Raw genomic sequence first — 16,954 nt, 5'->3', positions numbered from 1 at the left:
TGGAATAAGGAAAGGACTGAAAATGGCATCCGTCACCCTGTCCGGTGTGAAAAAGCGCTTTGGCGCCCTGGAAATCATCCGTGAGATTGACCTGAACATTGAGGACGGCGAATTCGTTGTTCTCGTCGGCCCCTCGGGTTGCGGCAAATCCACCCTTTTGCGGATGATCGCGGGGTTGGAAAGCATCACCGCAGGCGAAGCCCGTATCGACGGCAAGGTCGTGAACAATGTCGCTGCAAAGAACCGCGACATTGCGATGGTGTTCCAGAACTATGCGCTTTATCCGCACAAGACCGTGCGCCAGAACATCGAATTCAGTCTGCGCCTGCGCAAGGCCCCAAAGGCCGAGATGGACCGCAAGGTAAACGATGCCGCCGAACTTCTGGCGCTGACCCCGTTGCTGGACCGCACGCCCCGGGCACTTTCGGGAGGGCAGCGGCAGCGGGTCGCCATGGGGCGGGCCATTGTGCGCGACCCAAAAGTTTTCCTGTTCGATGAGCCGCTCAGCAACCTAGATGCAAAGCTGCGGGTGGAAATGCGCGCCCAGATCAAGGCGCTGCACCGACGGCTAGGGGCTACGTCGGTCTATGTCACCCACGATCAGGTCGAGGCGATGACCATGGGCGACAAGATCGTGGTGATGCGCGGCGGTGAGATCCAGCAGATGGGCCGCCCGATTGATGTTTATGACGCCCCGCGCAACCTGTTCGTGGCTGGGTTCATCGGGTCTCCGTCGATGAACCTGATGCCTGCGAGGCTGGATGGCGATGGTTTTGCCATCGCGGGTGCGCGCTTTGACTGGGGGCAGGTCGGGCAGCCCAACGGGGTGCCACAAGATTTCATCTGTGGGGTACGCCCCGAAGATTTGCTCCTTGTGCCACGGGGCGAAGGTATCGACGGCGTGGTTGCGGTCGTAGAGCCCATGGGCGGGGAAACTGTCGCCTCTGTCGCGGTGGGGGATGCGCATTACACGGTCTTGTTCCGCGACCGCCGCCCGCTGGAAGTGGGCGACAAGGTGGGGCTTGTGCCGCAGGTTGACATGCTGCACCTGTTCAACCCAGTCACCGAGGCGCGGATTGACCCGTCGCCCATGCGGCCCACCGCCTGACCTTTCGGCACCGTACCGATGGTGTCGAAGAACCAGCGTATCCCGAATTTCGTGGATGTCATCGGCTGTTCCCTGTGGATGGGTTCTCGCATGACGGCTGCGGCCTCTTGTAACTTTGCCGCGGCTCTGGATACGCTGATGTTCTTTGCCGCCCCCGCATGCTGCGTGTCGCAGTGGGACCGCAAAGCCATGTCACGGGTCGAACCTTGGCCGGCCCGAAAGGTTTGCCGCGTAGACGCAGAACTGGTCGCCTGACAGCCTACCAAAGTTCTTTAGTGGGCCCTTATCGGTCGTTTGATGCAACCGAGATCTGGTTCCGTCGGCCATCTTTTGAATCGTAGAGTGCTTGATCGGCACGGTCGATCAAAGCTGTTTCCTCGGTCTCATCGATGCGTACTGCGACGCCCAAGCTCACCCCGGCGACCTCGAAAGACGAACATGTGGCCCGAATACGGATCCTCGGCCAAAACCTGTTCCGCTTGCGCGGCCAGCGTATTGAAACCGCGGCGCTTATGTGCTGCAGCACATAAGCGGCGTTATGCAGCGGCCACGATTATGCGGAGTCCTTCGCGACGAGGGCAATTTTAGGCATTAATTGCAGGATAATAAAATATCTCTGCAGGGCGACAGCGCGGCATAATCTAAACTTCCCAAGCGCCATTCTGGCACATGGGAGAGTAGATATGAACGTCATCAAAAGACAGGCCCCGGCACCAAGGACCATGGACGCGGGCGAACTGACGCCGTGGGTCAACCAGTTTGCTGAAGAACTCACTTTGCTGAGGTACTCACCGCTGACCATCCAAGGCTACACCGATTGCGCTCGCCATTTTGCCGCGTGGCTTGCAATTGAGAAGGTCGAACTCGGTTTCATCGACCACGACATTCTTGGCCGGTTCGCCAAGCATCGTTGTCGTTGCGGGGCACACGGCGAGCCGTGCCCTGCTCGACTGGCTATCTTAACCGTGTTCATCGTTTTATCTCGTTTCTTGCCAGACGTGGCATCATCGCTCCTCTGGCTGAGGCCGTCGCAAACTCCGTTGACCCTCTGGTTGGCGATTTCCAGGAATGGCTCCTGCGACATCGAGGCATTCGCGAACAGACAGCCGTACGACACGGGAGAATGGTCATGCGGCTTCTCCCGTCACTGGGATCGGATCCGCACGCTTATGGCCCAGCTGGCATCCGAATGGCTATTCTCAACGAAGCCCAACACTGCTCCGTAGTTTACACCAAGACAATGATGACCGCACTGCGCGGATATTTGCGCTTTCTGGCAGCGTCCGATCGCTGTCGCCCTGGTCTTGAACACGCCGTGCCACGCATTCCGCAATGGCGACTATCATCATTGCCGCGCTATCTGTCACCCGATCAGGTCGAACGTGTCGTGGCGTCCTGCGATCTTCAAACCAGGCGGGTATTCGAGATCGCGCGATTCTACTCCTCCTTGCCCGTCTCGGATTGCGGGCGGGCGACATTTCGGAGATGCGACTTCAGCACATTGATTGGCGTTCGGGAACCCTGCGTGTCAAGGGCAAGGGACGATCCGAGACTCTTTTGCCTCTACCGCAGGATGCGGGCGATGCCGTGCTCGGCTATCTGAATGACGCTCGGCCAGCTGTTGACGACGACCGCATGTTCCTGACAGTAACCGCGCCATTTCGGCCGTTTCATGGTTCTCCGTCTATTTCTCAGATCGTTTCTCATGCTTTGACGCGCTCTGGCATTGAGGATCCGCCATCACGCGGAGCGAACTTGCTACGCCATTCGGCAGCTACACACCTGCTCCGAAGCGGTGCCACTTTGCAGTCGATTGGCGCGGTTTTGCGACACAAGTCCGTGGAGACCACGGTCCTATACGCCAAAGTCGATGTCATCATGCTGGAGCGGATCGCACAACCGTGGCCGGGAGAAGTGTCATGCTGACCGACGATCTTTCGCGCTACGTCGCGCTTCACGAGGCGATGGGTTTCAAATTCCGAACGCAGCGGATCTTGCTGCGCATGTTCGTGACCTACGCTGAGCATCACGGCGACGGCATGGTCAAAAGCGATCGAGTCATCGCATGGGCAATCCAGGCACCTTCTCCCGAACAACGACGCAACCGGCTGCTTACGGTACGCCGGTTCGCGATCGCGATGCACGCCGAAGATCCCGGGCATGAAGTGCCGGCGGCTGACGCGTTGGGTCGAGGGTTATTTCGGCGGAAGCAGCCATATATCTATTCGGCCGAGGAGATTGAGGGTCTCATGGTCGCGGCGGCTTCGCTTGGTCCGATCGGTACGCTTCGACCGCTTACTTATTACACATTGTTTGGGTTGCTCGCCGCGACCGGAATGCGGATATCCGAAGCGCTGGCTTTACGACTTGGCGATGTCACCGACGACGGACTGGTCATCGCCAGCACCAAGTTCAAGAAGAGCAGGCTTGTTCCGATTCACAGCACGACCCGTGCGGCAATCGATCGCTATCTCTCCGCTCGTTTGTCGATCATCGGGGAGACTACCGCGCTGTTCTTATCCAACGAAGGTACTCCGCCGCGCTACGACACGGTCAGTGCGATCTTCCGGAAAATTTCGCGCAAGATCGGATTGAGGGGTGCTCCGGGACAGCCGGGACCGCGTATCCACGACATGAGGCACAGCTTCGCCGTGAGATCGCTGGAACAATGCCCATGCGACAACGACGCCGTATCCCGCCACATCCTCGCTCTCAGCACGTATCTCGGCCATGCGCATGTTCACGACACTTACTGGTATCTTCAGGCCATACCAAGCTTGATGGCGCAGATCGCAGATATTGCCGAGACCTTCGACCGGACAGGTGCAGCATGACCGCGCTCGCACCCGCTCTTTCCCGGTTTCTTCGAGAACACCTGCCTCGCGATCAGCGCGCCAGCCCGCACACCTGTGACGCTTACGCCTATAGCTTTCAATTGCTCGTCACCTTTGCTGCGCGGCAGCTCCAAAAGGCCCCATCGCAATTGGAAGTAGAAGATATCGGGGTGCCAATGATCCTATCCTTCCTCGAGCATATCGAACGGGATCGCGGCAACTCGGCTCGATCCCGTAATGCTCGATTAGCGGCCATCAAATCGTTCTTCCGATTCTTGGAGTATCGTGTGCCGGCTTGCCTTGATCAGTCGCTTCGCGTCCGGGCCATCCCAATAAAGAAGACCGACCAGACGCTAGTCGCTTCGCTGACAAGGGCTGAGATTCAGGCGCTCATCGACGCGCCCGATCCCAAGACCATTTACGGTGCCCGAGACCGCGCAATGCTCCACCTCGCCTTCTCGGCGGGCCTGCGGGTTTCCGAGTTGGTCGGACTGCAGCTCGATCAACTCGAACTCCGAAGTCCGGCCACTATCCACGTCATCGGCAAGGGGCGGCGAGAGCGCGTGCTGCCACTGTGGAAGGAGGGCGTCATTGCGCTCAAAGCCTGGCTTGCCGTCCGCCAACAGCGACAAGATGGAGCGCTATTTCTCAACGCTGCGGGCTTCGCGATGACCAGATCCGGGTTCGAATATATCCTGGCCAAACACGTGATCACCGCCGCCCAATCTTTTCCATCAATTGCGGCAAAGCGCGTGACACCTCATGTGTTGAGGCACAGCTGTGCCCAACACATGCTGCGCGCCACGCGCGATATTCGAAAGGTGGCGCTGTGGCTAGGCCACGCCAATCTCCAAAGCACCGAGGTCTACTTGCGCGCTGATCCGAACGACAAGCTCGAAGCCTTGGCGGCCGCAAGCTCCCCGACCCTGCAGCCGGGTACGTTCTCGCCGCCGGACAAGCTCATTGCCATGTTGAAGGAGGCACGCCGCTCAAATTATGCTGAGTGACAATTTTCCGATTCCTCAGCGATCTTTGCTTCGTCGCTGAGGACTCCACATAATCATGGCCGCCGCATAACGCCGCATGTCTGTGACGCTGGCTGCCAGCCAAACCCGCGTGTTGCTCGGCACCGGGATCATTGCGCCACTGCCTCGACCATCGCCACTATCGCCGACAACGTGGTCGGGCCCTCTACCAGAATGCGGCGGCCATCTGACAACGCGATGTCAATACGCTGAGCGGTGAGAGGGGTGCTCAAGGCTGGCGGCGAATGGGGCGCCGCTGGCGGTGACGAAACGCCCGTGACCTCGATCGGGAAAAACGTGGCACCCTGTGTCTCGGCATCGACCGGGGGCTCGGCTTCCGGCGCAAACTGGGGATCGCGCAGCCACGTATGGATCAGGTTGGTGTTCATCGCATAGCGCCGCGCCACCTGAGCAACCGAAACACCCGGCACGCGCGCCTGCGCGCAGATCAAACGCTTCTCGTCATCCGACCAGAACCGCCGCTTCCGACCCTTCTTGCCCGACATCGCCCACCCGAAGATGTCCATTACCGATGATGGACATCTAGCGGACACTCCATCCCGTCGTCAGAGCGGGGTCACCGGACAGATACGATTGAAATTGGGTATAGCCACTTCATCGGTAACGCTCCGGCGGAGGCCGTCTGACACCTGTTCATGCTGCGGCTCAGATCGCATCGTGAAGATGGGCGAGGCTTTCCGATGTCGTATACTAGCAATGAGGAAGGGAATTTGTGGAACCAGACACAGTGGCAGCTCTTCGAACTCTAAAAGAGGTATGTTGCGAGCGCAGCGACCGTCCGCTCCGTCTCGCATAGCGGCCCGTCACATCCGGATTATCTTGGGCGCCGGAAACATCTATCAGATGGCGAAAGCTAAAGCGCCAGAGACTTGAGCAGATCGTGCACCATTTCAAGATCCGCGCCCCCGCCGTAGCGTTCCCGGTTCAGTGCGTGCCCGAACACGTCGCGCCTGATCCGCTCGTCGACCCCGGCGCGCAACATGCGGTCCTCAAAAGAGTGACGCAGCGAATACATGCTGTGGCCGTCGCTTTCCAGCAGACCATTGGTCCGCAGGTATTTGTTTACCGTGTTGGATAGCCCAGCACTATCCCGGTACCGCGGGAAACCATCGGGGAACTGCTTGAACGCCTCCAAGCTGACGCCCAAGAGCGGGATCTTGCGTTTGGAATACTGGCTTTTCAGCTGGCGGCCGACCGGCTCAATCGAGATATGCGGCACCGCATGGTCCAGCCTGATCTGATCGCGCAGCAGGCCTTGGCCTTCGCTGGGCCGATATCCCGTATTCACCATACCCAGCAGGATCGCGCGCGCCTCAGTGTTCAGGCCGTCCAGCGCGCCTGGGGCAAGCAGCTTGTTCTGTATCCATTCAGCAGAGAACGCGGGGCGAGTCTTCTTGTCGCCCTCCTTGAAGCTCAGATCAGATAGCGGGAGATCCAGCCCGAGCCGCTTCATCTTGTTCACGGTGCGCAAGACGTTGGCGATATGGATCAAGTCTTTGTTCGCGCTGTTTTTTGTCAAACCTTCTGCGGCGATCTTATCCATCCACCATGAACGGAAATCCAGCATATGATCCCCTGTCAGGTCAGACAGGGGAATGTCGCCGACCACATCAATCAGGTTGTTGATCGCCTTGATGCGTGGGTTTCGCCATCGGCGCTTCTGATCCTCGCTTTTCTGGTCGATCCGGTCCCTTGCGAGATCCCAGAACAAAGCGAGGCACCTCGAAAGCGTGAGTTGTGGAGGCGGGACACCGCCCAGAAGCGCGTTGGCCTCGCGCATGTCAATAGAACCGTCCTTGCGCGCCACCCGGGATAGCCGGTCAAGGAACTCCTCACGGGGTAGTTTGGCAACCGCAGCGGCTGGCAGGTATCGAAATCCACGAATCCCGGCGAGGTTGCGCGCGGCCTCGAACTGCGCTTCAGCATCGCCCGTGTCGCCGTGCATCTTGGCTTCCCAAGCCTCCAGCATCGAATCCCAGATCGCGGGTGCCTTTCGGCGCGCTACGTCTTCCAGGTCGGTGTGCATCGACATCCAGACATAGGCGCGCGGCTCCACGTCCTCGTACCGCTTGGGCACGCGTCGTCTCAGGTGCAGGGTGCCATTCCGGCTCACAAATTTCATAGCTGATTTATGGCTCTTGGCACAGAGTCGCGCAAGTCCCATTTGTGCAGCAAAATGATCCGGATTGTGCAGCAAAAACGGAGACCGACCCAATGCCATCCTTATATCGCATTGTTTTTATTGATTTTATTCAGACGTTTTTGGCGGAGAGAGAGGGATTCGAACCCTCGAGACGGTTCCCCGCCTACACACTTTCCAGGCGTGCGCCTTCGACCACTCGGCCACCTCTCCGTTCGGCACGGTGTAAATGCGTTTTTGTCGGCTTGCAAGGGATCAGGTGACAGCAATCCGCGCCTTGGCGGGATCTGTGGGGGCGAGGATTGCACCTTTGTGGGGCATCGGGTCGCTGGGGCATTCGGCCTGCGCGATGGCACGGTATGGTATTGGGCTTGTTGCGTCCGGCACGTTCGCATGGGGCGCCGCGCCGCAGGATGCCAAATCGAGGCCTCATCGTTCGGATCGCCCTGGTTCGCACAACCCCGAGCATCGGTCTGCCGCGGGTGCAGAGGCCTCCATAGGGCCATTCCTGCCATAGTCAGCCATCGTTCAGAGGGCGTCGGGGGCCCTGGGACTGCGTGCACCACCTTGGGGCCACGCGCGCAACCCCGCGGCCCGGTGCGATCTGCTCCTGCACGCCCGTTGCCCCCCTCTGCCCATACCCTCACACCAGCCAGCGAGTGATACGCTGCCAGCGCCGCCGCGACCTTTGGCGCACGCAGTCGACTCTGAACCGGCTTCCCACACCCTGCCCTGTCAAACGTCTCGCATCAGGGTTTCCATGGGTTGCCAGCGCTGGTGCGGCTTGCGGTCGGTAAGGTCGAATCCGAACCAGCATCCGCCGCCGCCCGCCCCCTGATCATAGGCCCGGTCGATTCCAACACCGGAAAGCGCGCAATAAAGCAGGGTGCCGACCGCGCCGTGCCCCACCAGCAAGACATCGCCGCCTTGCGGACCGGCAAGGCACACATCGACCTCGGCCACGATCCGGGCCTGAGCGGCCAAGGCGGTTTCCCAGCCCCGCACGCTGTGCTGCGGCGCGGCAAAGAAGGCGTCTGCAACCTCTTCGAACACGGCAGGCGGCAGGAAGCCGGTCGCGCTGCGGTCATTCTCATGCATCAGGGGCCGAATTTCCAGCGACGCGCCAAGGGCATCTGCAAGCGGGCGCGCGGTTTCCAGCGCCTTGACCTCATCGCTACTGATGACGCGCCGGGTCCTGCACAGGGCCCCGGGACGGGCGACCAGAGCCGCCACCCGGGCGGCGCCAACGGGGTTGAGCGACCAGCGACGCACATCGGTAGCGGGGTCGACATGCACCTGCGGATGGGTCAGATAGCGAATGGTTACAGACATGAGAGGCACCAATCGGTTGCAAGTATGTCGCGCCATTCGTCGGGGCAGATGCACCGGACGTCAATGGCCATACTGCGTTCGGCCCGCGCTGATGCAAGCCTGCGCGGGCGGGCCATCGCTGCCGGGGCCCCGGCGCAATGCCCGCCCCTGCAGCGCGAGGAGTCAAGGACCACTCGTCGCGACGACACGGGGCAACGAACAATGACGACATGCGACCAGCGCGGGCCTGACGCCCAATTCGCCAACATCCAAAGCACCGAGCGCAACCACCGTCCCGCTATCGCGCCACGCAATCCGCGAAATACTGAATCGTGCCGTCTTCGGCCTTTTCCTGTACCAGACCGTGGATATCGGTCTCGAACCCTGGGCAGGCGCGGGCGAATTCGCGGTTGAAGCGCAGATACTCGACGATCTTGCGGTTGAACACCTCACCCGGGATCAGCAGCGGAATGCCCGGCGGATAGGGCGTGACCAGGCTGGTGGTGATGCGGCCTTCCAGTTCGTCGATCGGCACACGCTCGGTCGTGCGCCGGGCGATGTGGGAATAGGCATCGCTGGGCTTCATCGCCGGCGTCAGATCGCTGAGATAGATCTCTGTCGACAGGATCGCCACGTCATATTTCGCATATTGCGCATGCACATGCTGACACAGATCGCGCAGATGCATGTTCTCGTACCGCGGATGCTTGGCGCAGAAATCGGGCATGACGCGCCACATCGGCTGGTTCTTGTCGTGATCGTCCTTGAACTGTTGCAGCGCGGTCAGAAGCGTGTTCCAGCGCCCTTTGGTGATGCCGATGGTGAACATGATAAAGAAACTGTAGAGCCCGGTTTTCTCGACCACCACGCCATGCTCGGCCAGATATTTCGTCACGATGGAGGCGGGGATGCCTGTCTCCTCGAACCGCCCATCGAGGTTCAGCCCGGGGGTGATGATTGTCGCCTTGATCGGGTCCAGCATGTTGAAGCCGGGGGCCATATCGCCGAAACCATGCCAACTGTCCGTGCCGTCCGAGGGTTGGACCCCGTCCGCATCGGTGCGCTTCAGCACCCAGTCCTGCGTGCGACCGATCCCCTCTTCCGACAGGGTATCGGGCCCCCAGACTTTGAACCACCACTGGGAATCGCCGTATTCCTCATCGATCTTGCGCATGGCGCGGCGGAAATCGAGCGATTCCTCGATGCTTTCCTCGACCAGTGCGGTGCCCCCCGGCGGCTCCATCATCGCCGCCGCGACATCGCAACTCGCGATGATGCTGTATTGCGGGCTGGTCGAGATATGCATCAGATACGCTTCGTTGAACAGGTGCCGGTCCAGCGGGGTGTCCTGACTGTCCTGAACCAGGATATGGCTGGCCTGGCTGATCCCGGCCAGCAGCTTGTGGATCGACTGCGTGGCATAGGTGACCGAATGCCGGGGCCGGTCGCGCTTGCGGCCCATGGCGTGGAAACTGCCATAAAACGGGTGGAAGGCAGCGTGTGGCAGCCATGCCTCGTCGAAATGCAGGTTGTCGACATAGCCGTCCAGCAGGCCCTTGATCGTCTCAGTGTTGTAGAGCACCCCGTCATAGGTTGACTGGGTCAGCGTCATGATGCGCGGCTTGACCTCATCGGCATCAACGCCCGCCAAAAGCGGATTCGCCCGGATCTTTTCCTTGATCGCCTCGATTTCAAAGGCGCTTTGCTGGATTGGTCCAATAATGCCCCAGTGATTGCGTGTCGGCTTCAGGAAGACCGGCACCGCGCCGGTCATGATGATGCTGTGCAGGATGGATTTGTGGCAGTTGCGGTCCACAACCACCACATCGCCGGGCGCGACCGTATGGTGCCAGACCATCTTGTTCGAGGTTGACGTGCCATTCGTCACGAAAAAGCAGTGATCCGCGTTGAAGATCCGCGCCGCATTGCGTTCCGATGCGCCGATGGCGCCATTGTGGTCCAGCAATTGGCCCAGTTCCTCGACCGAGTTACAGACATCGGCGCGCAGCATGTTTTCACCGTAGAACTGATGATACATCTGGCCGATGGGGCTTTTGAGGAACGCGACACCGCCCGAATGCCCGGGGCAATGCCACGAGTAGGACCCGTCCTCGGCGTAATCCAGAAGCGCCTTGAAGAACGGCGGCTGAATGCCCTCCAGGTAGGCCTTGGCCTCGCGGATGATGTGACGCGCGACGAATTCGGGGGTATCCTCGAACATATGGATAAAGCCGTGCAGCTCGCGCAAGATGTCGTTGGGCAGGTGACGGCTGGTCTTGGTCTCGCCGTAGATATAGATGGGTACGTCCTCGTTCTTCCAGCGTACTTCCTCGATAAAGCTGCGCAGGTTCAGAACGGCGGGGTCCAGATCAGGGCCGGGGCTGAATTCCTCATCGTCAATGGACAGCACGAAGGCGCTGGCGCGCGACTGCTGTTGCGCGAATTTTGACAGGTCGCCATAGCTGGTGACACCCAGCACTTCGAAGCCCTCACGCTCGATCGCTTCGGCCATGGCGCGGATACCCAGCCCAGAGGAGTTCTCAGAGCGGAAATCTTCGTCGATGATGACAATGGGAAAGCGGAATTTCATGGATCTCTCCTAAGGGGAAGGGCGGGTGGAGACATGCAGCAACCGCGGCGCGCGCGCCTGCTTCCGGCGGACATGCGACACCGTTCAGCACCGCTTGTTTCTGCTGGGGGGCGCGTCGTCAACAGCCAACTTGTGGCGTTGACGCGAATGCGAACGGGGGGCGTTTTTTGCGCCCGCACCATGTGGGGTGGCGGCGACTGCTCACCGCGCCGTCTGGCCCGCTTTTCGCAGCGCGACGGGCAGCGCCTGCGCGAAAGCATCCAGCGCGGCCGCGTCGCCGACGCTGACCCGGATGCAACGGTTCTGCGGCGCGACAAACGGCATGCGCACGAAGATATCCTGTGCCATCAGCGCGCCCAGAATCGCCCGTGCCCTCTCATCCCCATTGCCGCAGTCAATCGCCACAAAATTGGTCGCCGAGGGCAGCGCGCGCAGCCCATTGCGCGCGGCGATATCGGCCAGCGTGTCGCGCGCGCGGGCCACCTGAGCGCGGACATCAGCCAGATGGTCCGCGTCTTTCAGCGCGGCCAGTGCACCCGCCTGCGCGATCCGACCGATGCCGAAATGGTTGCGCACCCGGTCAAACAGCGCCACCAGATCCCGGTGCGCGATGGCATAACCAACGCGCAGCCCGGCCATACCGTAGCCCTTGGAAAACGTGCGCATGCGGATGACATTCGGCGTGTCGGGGCGCATTTGGGGCGCGGTGCCATCAGGGGCAAATTCCACATAGGCCTCATCCAGGACCAGCAGCGTGTCGGAGGGCGTGGCGTCAATCATCGCCTGCACCCGCGCCGCGCCGTGCCAACTGCCCATCGGGTTGTCGGGATTGGCCAGATAAACCAGCTTTGCCCCGACCGCGCGCGCGCGCGCCAGTAGGGCATCGGGGTCTTCGTGGTCGTCACGGTAGGGCACTTTGTGCAGCACACCGCCAAAGCCCGCGACATGATAATTGAACGTCGGATAGGCACCGTCCGAGGTCACGACCGCATCACCCGGCCCCACCATCAGCCGCACCAGATTGCCCAGCAATCCGTCAATGCCTTCACCCACAACGATATTTTCAGGCGCAACGCCATGCTGTGTGGCAAGGGCCGCGCGCAAATCATGGCTTTCGCTGTCACCATACATCCAAACATCCTGCGCAGCGGCGGCCATTGCCGCGACCGCGCGGGGGGAAGGGCCAAAGAGGCTTTCATTCGCGCCCAGCCGGGCGCGAAAAGGTCGGCCCGACGCGCGCATATGCGCCTCTGGCCCCACGAAAGGCACCGTGGCGGGCAGCGAGGCGACCAGCGCGGTCGGTGGTGGGATGCGGTTTTCTTGCGACATGGCGACAGGGATAGCGCGTCGGGCAAGGTCGGGCAAGGGTCGCGGTCAGGAAGCGTGGCCCGCTCAGGTACCGCGCGGCTTGGCGCGCAGCGTCGGGTCAGCCTGCGTGGGGTCCTCGGGCCAGGGATGACGCGGGTATGCGCCGCGCATGTCCTTGCGCACATCGGCATAGCTGTTGGCCCAAAAGCCCGGCACATCGGTCGTCACCTGCACGGGCCGCCCGGCGGGCGACAAAAGCGTGATACGCAGCGGCAGCCGCGCGGGGCCAATAGTGGGGTGCGTGGTAGTGCCGAACATCTCTTGCAGGCGCAGCGCGATCTCGGGCACCTCCAGGCTGTAATCAATCGGTACCTTTCGGCCCAGCGGCGTGGTGAAATGCGGCGGGGCAAGGCGGTCCAGCACCTGCATCTGATCCCATGTCAGGCGCGCGCGCAACGCATCGGTCAGGTCCAGTTTGCGGATATCCTCGGCGGTTTTGCACGCGGTCAGATGCGGGGTCAGCCATTCCTCCAGCCCAGCCATCAGGGCGTCGTCGGACATATCGGGCAGATCGGCGCCCTGCCCCTCCGCTCTCTGGCCATCGACCAGCCGCACGCGCGACAGGAACCTTTGCGCTGCAGGCGTCAGCGGCAAGCCAAGGTCGCGCACGCCCTCCGTCGCCGCACGCGCCACGGCATCTTGCGGCACGTCGCGCCAGATCCGGTCATCGAGGATCAGCGCGCCCAGGGTCTCTCGCGAACGCGCCACTACGCGGCGGTCGCGGCGCGACCATTCGCACACATCGGCCCAGCAGATACGGTCGGCATAAAGGCGGCGAATCTGCGCCTCGGAAATCTCCAGCGCCAGCCGGATCCGCGCCTCACGCGCATCACCGTCCAGATCGGCGGCAATGATAAGGCGCGCGCCCGCCAGCGGGTCGGCATCCTCCATCACCGCGCCCTTGCCGCCCGACAGGATGTAGCGCGCGACATCGCCCTTTCGCCGCTGGCCGATCCGGTCAGGATACGCCAGTGCCAGCATTTCGGCGGGACTGTGCGGCGCGCCGGTTGCGGTTTCGCGGCGCGCAGAGGCCGGTGACAGCCGCGCGAGGCGCCGCACCTCGGCCTTCGCACGATCGATCACCGCAGGATTGGCAGTATAGGGGTGGCGCGCAGCGAACCCCTTTGGGTCGGCCAGTGCGGCCAGCCGCAACGACAGGTCCACCGGCGCGCCGCGCAAGGGGTCGCGTTCCGCCAGCAGCGCGGCCAGGGGCGCGGCGTCACGGCCCACAACAATCAGCATATGCGCCAGCCGGGGGTGCAAGGGCAGCGCCGCCATGGCGCGGCCATGATCGGTGATGCGGCCCGCGTCGCCAAGCGCGCCGAGGTCGCGCAGCAGCGCCCGTGCCTCTGTCAGCGCGATATCGGGCGGCGGGGTCAGGAACGCCAGACCCTCCGCGCTGCCCCAAAGCGCCAGTTCCAGCGACAGCCCCGCCAGATCGGCGGCGGCAATCTCGGGCGGCGGAAAGGCGGGCAGCGCGCCTTCCGCCGCGCGGGTCCACATGCGGTAGCAGATCCCCGGCGCGACCCGGCCCGCGCGGCCCCGGCGCTGTTCGGCCTCGGCCCGGGTGACCGCTTCGGTAACCAGCCGTGACATGCCCGCGCCGGGGTCGAACCGCGCGCGACGCGCGCGGCCGCAATCGACGACAACGCGAATATCCTCGATCGTCAAGGAGGTTTCGGCAATGGCGGTGGCCAGCACGATCTTGCGGCCTGTGCGCGCAGGTGCGATGGCCGCGCGCTGCGCCGCGAACGGCATCGCGCCGAACAGCGGGTGCAGGGTGCAATCATCGGGGATGCGGGATGCGAGGGCAGATTGCACGCGCCTGATCTCGCCCTCGCCGGGCAAAAAGACCAGCACCCCGCCCGAGGTTTCCGCCACCGCCTGCGCCACCAGGTCGGCGGCGGCGGCATCGAAGCGCTGCGCCTTTGGCGGCGCGCGGTCCAGCCAGCGGGTTTCGACCGGGAACGCACGCCCCTCGGCAGTGATCAGCGGGGCGTCATCCATCAGCGCCGCAACCGGGGCGGCGTCCAGCGTGGCCGACATGACCAGCACCGCCAGATCGGGGCGCAGCGCCGCGCGCACCTCCCACACCAGCGCGAGGCCAAGGTCAGCGTTCAAGCTGCGTTCGTGGAATTCGTCAAAGATCACCGCGCCGACGCCGTCGAGGCCGGGGTCCGATTGCAGCATCCTTGTCAGGATGCCTTCGGTCACAACCTCGACCCGGGTGGCGCGCGACACGACGCTTTCGCCGCGCATTCGGTACCCGATGGTTTCGCCCGCCGTCTCGCCCAGCAATCCCGCCATGTGTTCAGCGGCGGATCGCGCGGCAAGGCGGCGCGGTTCCAGCATCAAGATGGTGCCCGTGATCTGTGGCAACAGGGCAAGCGGCACCCGCGTGGTCTTGCCCGCTCCCGGCGGGGCCTGAAGCACAGCGCGGCCATGGGAAGCCAGCGCCGCTTTCAGGTCGGGCAAAACGATGTCGATGGGCAGGGGCGGCAAAATCTGGGTCATACCGCCCGTTATGCGGCGCAGCGCTGTGGGTTTCCAGCCCCAAGCGCGGCGCCCGCGCAAGCCTGCCCCTTCACTCAGCCCGGGCGAAATCTACGCGGCCGCGCGGCGTTGTCACGGTTACCGCCGAGACCTGCGCCTGATTTCCCTCCAACACTTCAAAGTCGATCAACAGCCCCATGTCCGGCGGGTTTTCCAGTTCGCGCGCGGTATAGCCCGCCACGCGTTCATACTGGGCGGCGCAGCGAAACCCGCCGTCGGGCCGGGGCTGCGGGGGGCCGATCACGGCGCGGCGGCGATACTGGCCGTCGAACACATCGACCGCCTTGTTGCAGGCCTGATCGCGCGGTTGCGGGCGAAGGTTGCCATAAAGCGCGGTCAACGGATCAACCGCGCCGCGATGCAGCGCCAGGTCCAGCGGCGGCGCGCCCGCAGGCTGTGGCGTATCGCTATCCACGCGGGTGGGACCGCGCGGATCAAAGGCGATGCTGACACTGCGGTTTGTACGGCGGCTGCTGACATGCCCCTCATACGCCTGCGGGATCAACCCGCCCGCACGCACGACGCCGGTGGCCCGCCCGCGCACCACCAGCCGACGCGTCGCCCCCACCAGCCCGCGCGATTCGACAAGGCCCGAGGCCGCGTAGCTGCGCCCATCATGCGCGGCACTGACCGTCAAGGTACCGACGCGCAGGCCAAAGACGGTTACATCGAAGCGAAACACCGTGCCGGGGTCCGTCTGCGCGGCACCGGCACCCGGCAGCGCAATCACGATGGCGCCGATCAGCCACAGCAATAGGTACAGCGCGGGTCGTTTCATGCGTGCCTTTCCATTCCGGTCGCCCCACTTCTACCCGTCAAACCCCTAATGCATGGTAAACACGATTGCACCAAAACGCCCGGCGTGGCACTGAAAACCCCCTACCTCGTTTAGGGGCGGGGCAGCATATAGGGGGACGATATGGTGGATACTGCCGCGCTGGCCAGTAAAATCCTTGAAGGGGACCGGCGCATGCTGGCGCGCGCCATCACGCTGGTCGAAAGTCGGCGGGTTGATCACCGCGAAACCGCGATGCTGCTGCTGGAGGCGCTGACGCGGGCCGCGCCCGACCGGCAGGCGCTGCGCATCGGGCTGTCGGGCACGCCGGGGGTGGGCAAATCGACCTTCATCGAAAGCTTTGGCCTGATGCTGACCGCGCAGGGTCTGCGGGTCGCCGTGCTGGCGGTGGATCCATCCAGCGCGCGCACCGGCGGGTCGATTCTGGGCGACAAGACGCGGATGGAGCGGCTGTCGCGCGACCCGCGCGCGTTCATCCGCCCCTCGCCCAGCCAGACGCATCTGGGCGGGGTGGCGCGCCGGACCCGCGACGCCGTGGCGCTGTGCGAAGCGGCTGATTTCGACGTGGTGCTGATCGAAACCGTGGGCGTCGGCCAATCAGAAACGGTGGTGGCCGAGGTATCAGATGTCTTCTTGCTCCTCCTCGCGCCGGCGGGCGGGGATGAGTTGCAGGGCGTCAAGCGCGGCATCATGGAAGTCGCCGACATGATTCTGGTCAACAAGGCAGACGGCGATCTGAAGGCAGCGGCGAACCGCACCTGCGCCGATTATGCGGGGGCCCTGCGCCTGCTGCGCCGCAGCCCGCAAGACCCCGAGGGCTATCCCAGGGCGATGACAGTGTCGGCGCTGCATGACGAAGAAACGGCCAAAAGTCAGGCAATTGCAGGACGGCAGACCGCAGTGTCCGGGCTGGCTCAGGTATGGGAGGCGATCCGTGCGCTGACCGACTGGCGGCGCGACAATGGCCATTGGGACACCCGCCGCGCTGCGCAGGCCCGCCACTGGTTCATGGACGAGGTACGGCAGGGCCTTTTGGCGCGGCTGAACACGCCCGAGGCACGCGCGGCGCTGGAGACGCTGGGCGCCGAAGTCGCTGCGGGCGCGACAACACCCGGCCGCGCGGCCACAGTGTTGCTGCACGACCATCTGCCGCAGAATGCGAAGGCCAACGGCTGAATGCTGCGGCCCCGTGCAATTCCACCGCCACG

General features: G+C 63.0%; 13 protein-coding genes, 1 tRNA gene and 1 pseudogene. 6 read left to right on the top strand and 9 right to left on the bottom strand.

Translation table 11 applies throughout. The features are described from left to right. Positions 1-22 precede the first annotated feature (22 nt). A complete protein-coding gene (locus tag H9529_RS14150; RefSeq protein WP_092892793.1) occupies positions 23-1,108 on the top strand; it encodes an ABC transporter ATP-binding protein in 1,086 nt (361 codons plus the stop codon). A 407-nt stretch (positions 1,109-1,515) separates the two neighbouring features. Here H9529_RS14150 and tnpB read toward each other — a convergent pair. Further along, positions 1,516-1,617, bottom strand: a pseudogene (gene tnpB / locus H9529_RS14145) (IS66 family insertion sequence element accessory protein TnpB); the annotation flags it as partial. Positions 1,618-1,791: 174 nt separating this feature from the next. Here tnpB and H9529_RS20800 point away from each other — a divergent pair. From H9529_RS20800 to H9529_RS14130, 4 genes are all read left to right on the top strand, one after another. Then, positions 1,792-2,334, top strand: coding sequence for a hypothetical protein (locus tag H9529_RS20800; RefSeq protein WP_223814179.1), 543 nt, complete (start codon positions 1,792-1,794; stop codon positions 2,332-2,334). 106 nt (positions 2,335-2,440) lie between these two features. Beyond that, the gene (locus H9529_RS20795) at positions 2,441-3,034 is read left to right on the top strand and encodes a tyrosine-type recombinase/integrase (protein WP_223814178.1); all 594 of its coding nucleotides are present in this window, start codon (positions 2,441-2,443) and stop codon (positions 3,032-3,034) included. Continuing rightward, complete coding sequence (locus H9529_RS14135) at positions 3,028-3,942, top strand: tyrosine-type recombinase/integrase (RefSeq protein WP_092892950.1); 915 nt, start codon at positions 3,028-3,030, stop codon at positions 3,940-3,942. The genes H9529_RS20795 and H9529_RS14135 overlap by 7 nt, the downstream gene beginning before the upstream one ends. Continuing rightward, positions 3,939-4,949: a tyrosine-type recombinase/integrase gene (locus tag H9529_RS14130; RefSeq protein WP_190305635.1), complete on the top strand. Its 1,011-nt coding sequence runs from the start codon at positions 3,939-3,941 to the stop codon at positions 4,947-4,949. The genes H9529_RS14135 and H9529_RS14130 overlap by 4 nt, the downstream gene beginning before the upstream one ends. 128 nt (positions 4,950-5,077) lie before the next feature. Here H9529_RS14130 and tnpA read toward each other — a convergent pair whose 3' ends face one another. The 8 genes from tnpA to H9529_RS14090 form a co-directional block, all read right to left on the bottom strand. Further along, positions 5,078-5,494, bottom strand: coding sequence for an IS66-like element accessory protein TnpA (tnpA, locus tag H9529_RS14125; protein ID WP_223814177.1), 417 nt, complete (start codon positions 5,492-5,494; stop codon positions 5,078-5,080). A gap of 347 nt (positions 5,495-5,841) precedes the next feature. Beyond that, the gene (locus tag H9529_RS14120) at positions 5,842-7,110 is read right to left on the bottom strand and encodes a tyrosine-type recombinase/integrase (protein ID WP_190305633.1); all 1,269 of its coding nucleotides are present in this window, start codon (positions 7,108-7,110) and stop codon (positions 5,842-5,844) included. Positions 7,111-7,251: 141 nt separating this feature from the next. After that, positions 7,252-7,341: transfer RNA gene (locus tag H9529_RS14115), tRNA-Ser, on the bottom strand. A 522-nt stretch (positions 7,342-7,863) separates the two neighbouring features. Next, entirely contained in the window at positions 7,864-8,460 is a 597-nt protein-coding gene (locus H9529_RS14110) for a histidine phosphatase family protein (RefSeq protein WP_092885259.1), read from the bottom strand. A 277-nt stretch (positions 8,461-8,737) separates the two neighbouring features. Further along, positions 8,738-11,029: an arginine/lysine/ornithine decarboxylase gene (locus tag H9529_RS14105; RefSeq protein ID WP_092885257.1), complete on the bottom strand. Its 2,292-nt coding sequence runs from the start codon at positions 11,027-11,029 to the stop codon at positions 8,738-8,740. 201 nt (positions 11,030-11,230) lie between these two features. Beyond that, complete coding sequence (locus H9529_RS14100) at positions 11,231-12,358, bottom strand: pyridoxal phosphate-dependent aminotransferase (RefSeq protein ID WP_092885434.1); 1,128 nt, start codon at positions 12,356-12,358, stop codon at positions 11,231-11,233. A gap of 63 nt (positions 12,359-12,421) precedes the next feature. Next, positions 12,422-14,911 carry an ATP-dependent helicase HrpB gene (gene hrpB / locus H9529_RS14095; RefSeq protein WP_092885255.1) on the bottom strand — a complete coding sequence of 830 codons (2,490 nt, stop codon included), beginning with the start codon at positions 14,909-14,911 and terminating at the stop codon, positions 12,422-12,424. 70 nt (positions 14,912-14,981) lie between these two features. Beyond that, positions 14,982-15,728 carry a DUF3108 domain-containing protein gene (locus H9529_RS14090; protein WP_092885253.1) on the bottom strand — a complete coding sequence of 249 codons (747 nt, stop codon included), beginning with the start codon at positions 15,726-15,728 and terminating at the stop codon, positions 14,982-14,984. Positions 15,729-15,872: 144 nt separating this feature from the next. Between H9529_RS14090 and meaB the strand changes: the two genes are divergently transcribed. Continuing rightward, on the top strand, positions 15,873-16,922 hold the full coding sequence (meaB, locus tag H9529_RS14085) for a methylmalonyl Co-A mutase-associated GTPase MeaB (RefSeq protein WP_092885432.1): 1,050 nt from the start codon (positions 15,873-15,875) through the stop codon (positions 16,920-16,922). The last annotated feature ends 32 nt before the right edge of the window (positions 16,923-16,954 follow it).

It is taken from the genome of Roseicitreum antarcticum, from assembly GCF_014681765.1.
Taxonomy (GTDB): domain Bacteria; phylum Pseudomonadota; class Alphaproteobacteria; order Rhodobacterales; family Rhodobacteraceae; genus Roseicitreum; species Roseicitreum antarcticum.
Note: the sequence above shows the minus strand (reverse complement) of the source record. Positions and strands in the feature narration are given on the sequence as shown.

Excerpts from the sequence above, each read along its gene's own strand:
- H9529_RS14150 (WP_092892793.1), top strand. The coding sequence starts at position 23 with ATGGCATCCGTCACCCTGTCCGGTGTGAAAAAGCGCTTTGGCGCCCTG.
- H9529_RS20800 (WP_223814179.1), top strand. The coding sequence starts at position 1,792 with ATGAACGTCATCAAAAGACAGGCCCCGGCACCAAGGACCATGGACGCG.
- H9529_RS20795 (WP_223814178.1), top strand. The coding sequence starts at position 2,441 with ATGGCGACTATCATCATTGCCGCGCTATCTGTCACCCGATCAGGTCGA.
- H9529_RS14135 (WP_092892950.1), top strand. The coding sequence starts at position 3,028 with ATGCTGACCGACGATCTTTCGCGCTACGTCGCGCTTCACGAGGCGATG.
- H9529_RS14130 (WP_190305635.1), top strand. The coding sequence starts at position 3,939 with ATGACCGCGCTCGCACCCGCTCTTTCCCGGTTTCTTCGAGAACACCTG.
- tnpA (WP_223814177.1), bottom strand. The coding sequence starts at position 5,494 with ATGGACATCTTCGGGTGGGCGATGTCGGGCAAGAAGGGTCGGAAGCGG.
- H9529_RS14120 (WP_190305633.1), bottom strand. The coding sequence starts at position 7,110 with ATGAAATTTGTGAGCCGGAATGGCACCCTGCACCTGAGACGACGCGTG.
- H9529_RS14110 (WP_092885259.1), bottom strand. The coding sequence starts at position 8,460 with ATGTCTGTAACCATTCGCTATCTGACCCATCCGCAGGTGCATGTCGAC.
- H9529_RS14105 (WP_092885257.1), bottom strand. The coding sequence starts at position 11,029 with ATGAAATTCCGCTTTCCCATTGTCATCATCGACGAAGATTTCCGCTCT.
- H9529_RS14100 (WP_092885434.1), bottom strand. The coding sequence starts at position 12,358 with ATGTCGCAAGAAAACCGCATCCCACCACCGACCGCGCTGGTCGCCTCG.
- hrpB (WP_092885255.1), bottom strand. The coding sequence starts at position 14,911 with ATGACCCAGATTTTGCCGCCCCTGCCCATCGACATCGTTTTGCCCGAC.
- H9529_RS14090 (WP_092885253.1), bottom strand. The coding sequence starts at position 15,728 with ATGAAACGACCCGCGCTGTACCTATTGCTGTGGCTGATCGGCGCCATC.